Annotated in this window: 10 protein-coding genes and 1 pseudogene; all 11 read right to left on the reverse strand. The window is 40.2% G+C overall.

The window, feature by feature from the left end:
* Positions 1-93: 93 nt before the first annotated feature.
* The gene (locus QZ359_RS04020) at positions 94-2,640 is read right to left on the reverse strand and encodes a M1 family metallopeptidase (protein ID WP_293960736.1); all 2,547 of its coding nucleotides are present in this window, start codon (positions 2,638-2,640) and stop codon (positions 94-96) included.
* 121 nt (positions 2,641-2,761) lie between these two features.
* Positions 2,762-3,202, reverse strand: a complete 441-nt coding sequence (locus QZ359_RS04025; protein WP_219966586.1) for an ASCH domain-containing protein — start codon at positions 3,200-3,202, stop codon at positions 2,762-2,764.
* Complete coding sequence (locus QZ359_RS04030) at positions 3,144-4,046, reverse strand: putative PEP-binding protein (RefSeq protein ID WP_219966944.1); 903 nt, start codon at positions 4,044-4,046, stop codon at positions 3,144-3,146. The genes QZ359_RS04025 and QZ359_RS04030 overlap by 59 nt, the downstream gene beginning before the upstream one ends.
* A complete protein-coding gene (locus tag QZ359_RS04035) occupies positions 4,024-4,308 on the reverse strand; it encodes a hypothetical protein (protein ID WP_219966945.1) in 285 nt (94 codons plus the stop codon). The genes QZ359_RS04030 and QZ359_RS04035 overlap by 23 nt, the downstream gene beginning before the upstream one ends.
* The gene (locus tag QZ359_RS04040) at positions 4,293-4,991 is read right to left on the reverse strand and encodes a 3-oxoacyl-ACP reductase (protein ID WP_293960767.1); all 699 of its coding nucleotides are present in this window, start codon (positions 4,989-4,991) and stop codon (positions 4,293-4,295) included. Before QZ359_RS04040 ends, QZ359_RS04035 begins: the two co-directional genes overlap by 16 nt.
* Positions 4,984-5,220 carry a DUF2829 domain-containing protein gene (locus tag QZ359_RS04045; protein WP_293960770.1) on the reverse strand — a complete coding sequence of 79 codons (237 nt, stop codon included), beginning with the start codon at positions 5,218-5,220 and terminating at the stop codon, positions 4,984-4,986. The genes QZ359_RS04040 and QZ359_RS04045 overlap by 8 nt, the downstream gene beginning before the upstream one ends.
* A gap of 113 nt (positions 5,221-5,333) precedes the next feature.
* Positions 5,334-6,125, reverse strand: a pseudogene (locus QZ359_RS04050) (IS630 family transposase).
* 25 nt (positions 6,126-6,150) lie between these two features.
* Positions 6,151-6,315: a hypothetical protein gene (locus QZ359_RS04055; protein WP_203175416.1), complete on the reverse strand. Its 165-nt coding sequence runs from the start codon at positions 6,313-6,315 to the stop codon at positions 6,151-6,153.
* 248 nt (positions 6,316-6,563) lie between these two features.
* Positions 6,564-7,379 carry a TIGR03943 family protein gene (locus QZ359_RS04060; RefSeq protein ID WP_023942492.1) on the reverse strand — a complete coding sequence of 272 codons (816 nt, stop codon included), beginning with the start codon at positions 7,377-7,379 and terminating at the stop codon, positions 6,564-6,566.
* The gene (locus tag QZ359_RS04065; protein ID WP_023942490.1) at positions 7,376-8,281 is read right to left on the reverse strand and encodes a permease; all 906 of its coding nucleotides are present in this window, start codon (positions 8,279-8,281) and stop codon (positions 7,376-7,378) included. Before QZ359_RS04065 ends, QZ359_RS04060 begins: the two co-directional genes overlap by 4 nt.
* On the reverse strand, positions 8,282-8,413 hold the full coding sequence (locus tag QZ359_RS04070) for an SPJ_0845 family protein (protein WP_000268685.1): 132 nt from the start codon (positions 8,411-8,413) through the stop codon (positions 8,282-8,284). It lies immediately after the preceding gene.
* Positions 8,414-8,957: the final 544 nt, after the last annotated feature.

The following is an 8,957-nucleotide window of genomic DNA, read 5'->3' on the forward strand; positions in this document are numbered from 1 at the left end:
TGAGTACGGCAAGGCGACGCTGACGTGGTTTGAATTTGATTTTCGAAGAGTATTACATGAGATAGCTGAGTTTTCTTTTTATTTTAGGCTCATTTATGAATTTCCGTATTGAAGAACGACTGCTTCCACTGCAGCTTTTTCACGGTTAATCAAGTCAACACGCGCTGCAATTTCCTTGATTCCCATACCGATGTTACGGCTAAGAGCAAGGTCAGAAAGTTGCGGTTCAAAGAATTCCTTGTACTCTGCCAAGCGTTGCTGAGTCTTAAATACGTGTGCAGGAAGGATAACAAAGCTATCAAAGCTCATATCTCCACCAAGAGCTGCCTTAATCCAAGCCCAGTTTTCACGCGCCCAAGACCAAGCTGTTTCCTGAGTTACTTGGTGAGCTAGGAATTGGTAATACCAAGCAGACAAGTCTTGTGGTTTGACCACAAATTTGTCCTTCCAAGAAGCAATCAAGGTTTGGATATTGTTCGCATCTGTACTGTAAGCAAGAGCAGCTGCCAACTGGCGTTTAAAGACAGCATCTGTTGCGTGAGTATAAGTATCAAGATAAAGTGCTAACAAGTCTTTGGTCTCATGATGTTTCATCTCATTAATCAGAACTTGTGAGCGAATAGCTGCTGGAAGTCCTGCAAGATTCTCCTTGTGTGTTTCGAAGATTTGGCTAGCGACTTGACTAGCTTCTGCACCATTTGAGCGAATCATCATAGAAACAGCCAACTGACGAACCAATTCATCCTCATCTGATTCTCCGTCTTTAGCTTCAAAACCAAGACGGTCATAGTTGTGACGAGCCAATTTAGCAACCAAGGCTTTGAAGGCTCTTTCAGCTTCTGTTCCTTCATCGATAAAGCGCTCAAGAGCAGAAATTACTTCAGAAACAGCTGAAACGACAAGGTAAGATTCTTCCTTAGCAAGTTTATCAAGAACTGGGAGCAAGTCAGCATAAGAAATGTGCCCTGCTTCAGCAAGCAAGCGACGTTCTTGGACGATTTGCAGTTTACTTGTGTTATCAAGCTCAACTAGGTCAGCAAGAACAGCATCTAATAAGCCTCCTTGATAGTCTGTAATGTAGTGGGCTGTATTTTCAGTGTTGAGACGAAGAGCTCCGTCATTTTCAGCAAGAAGAGCTGCGTAGCCAGGGATTTCGATACTTTCAGTTTCAAGTGTATCAGGCAAGCCTTTCCAGTTGCTGTTTAGTGGCACAACCCAGAGACGGTTCTTATCTTCGTTCTCACCGATGAAGAATTGTTTTTGTGAAATCTTCAAGACATCATTTTCAACTTTGACAGTGAGAACTGGATAACCAGGTTGTTCCAACCAAGAATCCATAAAGGCAGCAACATCACGTCCTGAAGCTTGTCCGAGAGCATTCCAAAGGTCACGACCAATAGTATTTCCGTATTGGTGTTTTTCAAAGTAAGCATGCAAACCTTTGGCAAAATCAGCATCCCCTAACCAACGACGAAGCATGTGCATGAGGCGACTTCCTTTGGCATAGACGATAGCTCCGTCAAAGAGCGTATTGATTTCATCTGGATGTTTAACTTCGACGTGAACAGACTGAACACCATCAGTCGCATCGCGTTCAAGAGCGTGAGGTACTCCACCTGTTTGGAAATCTTCAAAGATATTCCAGCTTGGTTCAATAGCATCCACACAGACGTACTCCATCATATTAGCAAAGCTTTCATTGAGCCAAAGGTCATCCCACCATTTCATCGTTACGAGATTCCCAAACCATTGGTGAGCCAATTCATGGGCTACAACAAGGGCAACTTGTTGACGGCTGGCAAAGGTTGAGTTCTCATCCACAACCAAGTAAACTTCACGGTAGGTCACAAGACCCCAGTTTTCCATAGCACCAGCTGAGAAGTCAGGAAGGGCGATGTGGAGAGATTGAGGAATTGGGTACTTAACTCCGTAGTAATCTTCGTAAAACTCGATAGAGCGAACGGCGATGTCCAGTGAGAAATCAAGATTAGATAATGGATGAGCTTTGGTTGAGTAGACACCTACAAGAGTACCGTTTTTAGTTTTAGCCGTCACACCTTGCAAATCACCTGCAACAAAGGACAACAAGTAAGAAGACATACGAGGTGTTGTCTCAAACTTCCAGATACCTGTTTCCTTACGGTTTTCAACATCGATTTCTGGCATGTTAGACAAGGCCAATTCATTTTCTGCTTGGTCAAAACGTAGAGAGAGATCAAAAGTTGCTTTAGCTTCTGGCTCATCCACACATGGGAAGGCTTCGCGCGCAAAATGGCTCTCGAACTGAGTTGACAAGACTTCCTTCTTGACTCCATCAACTGTGTAATAAGAAGGGTAAATCCCTGTCATGTTGTCTGTAATTTTTCCTGAGAAAGCGATAACCACTTCAACTTGACCTGCTTCCGCAAGTTCAATATGAAGGGCTTCATTGTCATGGTCAACTGTAAATGGACGAGCTTGACCTGCAACTTCTACAGAAGCGATTTCCAAGTCTTTTTGATGAAGGGAAATACGGTCACTCTGTGCTTGACCAGTGATGGTCACCTTTCCTGAAAAAGTCTTGGTCTCACGACTCAAGTCTAAAAATAAATCATAATGTTCAGGAACAAATTGCTTAATAAAATGTTCAACTGCTTGCATAGTTTTCTCCTATCTAAGTTTAAGAGCTAAAGCTCTTCTTCAAACAAACTTATTATATCATGTTTTGCTGGAGAAAAAAGGATTGGACAGCGATTTCCAAAACTTTCTTCCTTCTAATAGCCTACAGTGGGTAGACCTTGCGAAATTCTTCTAAAAAAACCTTGCTTTCAGGTGTAAAAGTCAGTCCTACTTCACCCAAACAGTCTGTGAAAAAATCCTCATGAACCTGACGCCAATAGGCTAGGGATTTGTCACCTTCTCCTTCCTTAAAGGCATGTTGAGCAGAAACTTGATTGAAGGGCTGGACAGAAACCTTTGTAATTTCGACAATACAGACAGCCTGATTTTGACTATCTAAAATGACATCAAAAGTTCCTTCTTGAGGAAGAGACTCGGCTTCTAGTGCATAGAGATCGTAGGCTGATGCTGTTGCAGTCTTTTCGCCTCTTAAAACCAAATCTGCTAAAAGGTCTGGTTCCACTCCAAAAGCCCAAGCATCGATTTCATCTCCTATAGAGGGGTTGATTTGCTTGTAGGCATTCCATATTTCTTGCGGTGTCATGGGTGCTCCTTTGTAATTTTTTACTTTCTTCTTTTATGTGTTTAAGATGATCTGGATGGTCAATCTCTAAATTAAAAATCTCTGGAATAGAACTATAGTGGATAATGCATTCGATACCCATCTGATTCATTTTTTGTATGAAAGAAGTATTCAGATAGCCTGCTACAGCAAAATCAATCTTTTTCATCCTTGCTTTATCCTGCATCTGTCTTAGCATATCTAACATTATTGGACTTTCCATATCATGCCATTGACTGTTTCTCACAGTCGCAAAAACAAAAGAAGTCAAATCATTCATTCCAACTACAATCTTGGAAATACCAGCTTCCAGTATGCTGTCCAAGTCAAAATACGCTGACGGTAATTCAATCATCGTGCCAATTTTCCCAGTAAAACCATGCTGACGCAATACTGTAATAGCTTGCTTTAACTGCTCAGCATCATTGACAAAAGGAAAAATAACAGATAGATTGGGATTGTTTTTATAAACTTCTGTAACGACATGTGCTTCAGCCTGAAATTCATCCGGACACGCCAGCAAACGCCTAGTTCCTCTATATCCAAATAAGGGATGATTTTCATCAAAATACTCTTTAGTCGCCTTTAAACAATTAGCTTCTGTATTCGTTAATTCAGAAAAACGATACCAGATCTCCTCATCTGAGTACAAGGAACAGATAGTATCTAGATAATCTTTTACAAATTGCTGACAACTTGCTAATATGATGTTTTGATTAAGCTCTCTCAACAAATATTCCCCACGAATCATGCCAACATGATGAAATAGTTGTGGGTAAACTTTTTCATCAAGTTTTTCGCCACTAAGGGCAAGTTGGTTTCTCATCATTCACCTTCCAATTCATGTAAGAAGTATTGTCAAGTTCTGGAAATCCTAATAATTCTGCTTTGACCGTCAAGACTAGTGGCAATGCATTTTCTTTGGAATAGCTTCTAACAGTAAATCCTGTCTCTTCCATAACTTCTCTAGTCAGCGTTTCCGTCAGTCCTTCACCAAGTTGCTGACTACTACCAGGAAGGTTTAACCTATTTTTTTTAGGATCAGTGATTTTTGATATCCATCCAACTCCTCCTACTTCAAAGACCAGCCACCATCTATTGTCAAGATTTGTCCTTGCATGGTAGATGCCTTTCCACTGGCCAAAAAGAGACTGACTTCTGCCACTTCTTCTGACTCAATCCAGCGCTTGATTGGTGTTTCACTAGCCACCCAGTCCGCTAAACCACCTGGCTCAAAATCCGCAGCAGTCATAGCTGTCTTGACTGCTCCTGGAGCGATACCAAAGACCTGAATCCCAGCTTCAGCATAGTCTAGAGCCAACTGCTTGGTAAAGCCTGCCAAGGCGTGCTTCGAAGAAGTATAGGCGTGTCCACCGCCACCTGCTAGGCTCGAAGCAATGGAACACATATTGATGATGATTCCCTTTTTATTTTCCAGCATTTGTGTCAAATAATAGCGAGTCAACTCAACAGGAGTCATATAATTAATTTCAAAAATTTCTTGAATTTCCTGCGCTGTTTGTTCTAAGAGTGGTTTGTAATCATCCAAAACTCCAGCAGTATTGCACAAAACATCAATCTGAGGACACCAGTCAAAAATAGGCTCTAAGTCCAAGGTCAAATCTCTCTGTAAAAAGTAGAAATCACCATCTAAAACTGGATTTTCACCTTGGTCAACTCCATAAACTTGAAAGCCCTTCTCTAAAAAAAGGCGAGCCTGAGCCAATCCAATGCCTGAACTCACACCCGTAATCAATACACGTCTAGTCATGCACTTCTACCCAATCCGTCGCCAAAACATCACAAGGTGTCGGGCTCCACACGGAAAAACCTTCTCCTTCGCCAGAAACGTTGATTAGGAAATAAGGTGTCACTTCAAGTGCAACCCCGTTTTGCTCGATAGTGTCAAAAAGTTGGACATAGTTTTCAGCACCTCCCCAACCAGTTCGTACATATTTTTTCTTAGCCTTTAATCCAGGCAGAATTTCTCCAAATGTCATGGTTTTCTCCTTTTATATCGATAAATCTTCACTTCATTATAACAAAAAAACCGCTTTAAAACGGCTTTTTGACTCATTTTAAATCAAAATCAATAAGCATTTTATAATTATAGTCATTTAGTTTTAAAAAAGCGTTCCAAACATTCAAAAATATTTGGAACTTCCCTTAATAAATCCGTCACTTTCTTTTTCAAGATAGCCCAAGTTTGCTCAATAGGATTCAAATCTGGTGAATAAGATACTAGAGGTAAGAAAAAGTGTCTATCTTGGATACACAGTTCATCCAAGATATGTTTGGGACGAAAACTAGCATTGTCCATAACAATAACATGAGGTGTCTTCAAATCAGGCAAGAGCTGCGTTTTGAACCACTCCACAAAGAAATCACTCGTCATACTTTCCTTGTAAATCATGGGAGCTATAAACTCTCCGTCTACTTGTCCTGAAACAATTGAAGTCCGCTCAAAACGCCGTCCGCTAATCTTTTCATAGACTTTCTTCCCTCTAGGAGCGCGTGCATAAGGACGATAGAGGTAGCGGTCGATCCCTGTTTCGTCAATATATACGACTGGTAAATCTTTTAGGTTATCCAAAATATCAAGAAACTCAGCGACTTTCTAGTGTCCTTAATCTGCTTTAAAGCTGCCCATACTGAAGGAACAACACAGTCAAAATGTGCCGCAATTTCCCGTAAAAAAGCGTCTGGATGAGCCTCTACAAAGGCTTTTAATTCTTCTAAAGAGATCTTCCGCTTTTTGACGACTCGCTTTTTCCTCTCTAAGTGTCCTTGTTCACGTCTTTCTTTTCCCACGTGAAGAGAATTTTGACGCCAACATCAAAACTTTAGCTGCCTCGACATGGCTGTGTCCTTCTTTGATGTAATCTAAATGCCATAGCTTTATTATAAGCTGGTTATTTTAAACTAAGCAACTATACCATCCAATCTAAGGCATTGTGAAGAGCTACAGTAGTTGTCCCAAATTTCTTCTGAATTTTCTTTGGCTTATTAGTATCTAGTAGACCATCTAGAATACAACAAACGATAGACTTTTGGTGGACATCAATTCCACAACGAGTTTCAATCATAACTTCCATTATAAAAACCTCCTGTTAACTATTTGAACAATAGAACAAGAGGTTACTAGTAAGATATTTTCATGCTCAAGGCATATTAGAGTTATTTCACGACTCTTGTTCATCCAGTTTTTTGTAGAGGCTAGGAAAAGCCCTATTAAACACTATGGATTGGTATTGTTCATCTTCATTATAAGATAAACTTCTTTTTCTGTCATGAGTTAGCAGGCTCTGCCTGCTTAGAGTTTTTTATGAACTTGGTTTGCTTTTTAAAACACGCGATACACGTAGGGATTTTCTGGTTTATCGACTTTGGTAAAGCTGTCGATTTCCAAGGTTGGGAGGTTTTGTTTGAGTTCTTTATGGTAGTGATTGACTAGTTTTCCTTTGGCTGTAATCCAGGTGTTATTTTCATACTGACGGGTATTTCCCTTGGTCAGCAATCCATAGACACCAGAATCTGCGATACAGTGAATAATGCCGAAGCGGAACAGAAATTGACTATTGGCATGACTGGGGTCATTGTAGACAAAACCTGTGAACTGGACTGTCTTGCCCTCAAATTCATCTGGATAGTCGTAGATAGCCTCCATGACTTCCATATAGTTTTCGTTGGTGATCTGAATACTATCTTGGGACAAGTATTTATCCGCCGCCGTACGCATTTCCTTTTCATAGGCTGATTTTGAAAAATAAGAACTGGTATCTGGTTTCAAATATTGGCTTGTCGTACCTTCACTTGTCTGAATGGCTTGATCCGTGCCTTCTGATAAGGGGAAATGATAGCCTTTGGCTGAAACGGTCTGAGAATCCAAGCTAACAGTTGGAAAAGTTAAACCGACGACAATTGGAATGGTCAGAAGAGCAATACTCGTTACCTTCGCTAATCGGCTGTTCAGATGACTATGGGTTTTGACTTGCTTCATCCAGATATACAATTGAACGATTGCCAAGATAAAGGAAAGCACCATGGAAATATAGGCAAGATAGGAATAGTGCATGTTGATGTACTGGTTTAATTTGCCTGACAGATGGAGATAAATGGTCAGTTCAAAATAGCCAGCTAAAACTAAAAATCGAATCATAGGATGACTCCAATCAAGAGAGAATACACTAAGACGACAAGAGTCACAATCATAATGAAGTGACTGATAAATCGTGCTTTCAAGTAATTTTTCATCATGAGAATATTTTTAATATCCAGCATTGGGCCAATCACCAGAAAGGCCAGAACTGGTGCCAAACCGAAACTAGAGAGTAGAGAAGCACCGATAAAGGCATCCGCCTCACTGCAGAGAGAGAGAAGAAAGGCCAAAAGCATCAAGAGCAGGATGGCAAAAAGAGGGGTTGCGCTGATAGAGGTCAGAATCCGAGTTGGAACGTAGACCTGTATCATAGAAGCAAAGAGACAGCCAAATACCAAATAACGCCCCGTATCAAAAAACTCATCAATGGCCTGCACAAAAACCTGAAAAACCTTTTTTGCAGAGCTCAAATGAGAAAAATCATGCTCATGACAGGCCAACCGATTTTCTTTTTGAATCGGTTCTTGCCAGAAAAATCCCAGAAAAATCCCAAGTATAACAGCTACTACAATGGAACCTAGAGCTCGTAACAGGGCGACATGGAAGGAATTGCCAAAGGCAGAATAGGTCGCAAAGAGAACAATAGGATTGATAACAGGCGCTGTTACGAGAAAGGGAACAGCCGTGTAACTGGGAACCTTCTTTTCCAGAAAACGATTGATAATGGGGACGATTCCACATTCACAAGAAGGGAAAAGCATCCCGACAAAGGTCCCAAAAAAGATTCTCCCCCAACGATTTCGAGGGAGAAAATGATAAACCTTTTCAGGTGTGATATAAACCTCAATCAGCCCTGAAACAATACTTCCTATCAGAACGAAGGGTAGGGCTTCAATGATAATAGAGAGAAAAATAGCCCCAGTCTGAAGCACACTAGACGGGAGTTGTTGGAAAGCAGTCATCTAGTTTTTCTTTTCTGCTTTGGCTTTTTTCTCTTTGTCATCAGGAAAAGTGACTTGTTTCAAATCAGGGAGTTTCGCAAACTCTTCAAACATTTTGTCCAAGTCGTCTCGTTTTGTAAATTTTACAGCCATAGGTGTACCTCGATTCTAAATTCTACCTCTATTATACTATTATTTTAAGGAAAAGGGAAAAGTTAAAATTGAGTATCTAACGAATAATAGAGCTTTATAAATCCTGATTAAGTCTGGTAGATTGAGAAAGTTTGACAAAAAAGTAGATAGTGCTAGAATAACGTTAACGAAAGACATTTGAGGGCAGAAAGGTTCCTGCCGCACCTTGAAAAAGGTATCTGAGATGCTGGGTACACCGAGCAGCCAAGTGTCCGTTATTTCAAATGAGGGAGCTTAAATGCTCCTTTTTTGTTTAAAAATTTCAAAAAAGATTATCCCCACCGTAAGCTCAGGTTTGCGATTTTTTATTTGCTCTGAAAATTGATTCGTTAACTTCAATAAATAGCTTTATAAAGCGTTTTGTAAAAAATAAAAACAGTGCAATTAATCACTGATCCTTTTGTAAACTATTAGAATTAAATTGCAACCTTCTCAATGAATAGAATATTGAAATGAAGTAAATTTATTTCCCAACTTATGTTTTAAAATTGTAAGAGCTAATTTG

Origin of the sequence: Streptococcus sp. (assembly GCF_019414905.1) — a bacterium.
GTDB lineage: Bacteria > Bacillota > Bacilli > Lactobacillales > Streptococcaceae > Streptococcus.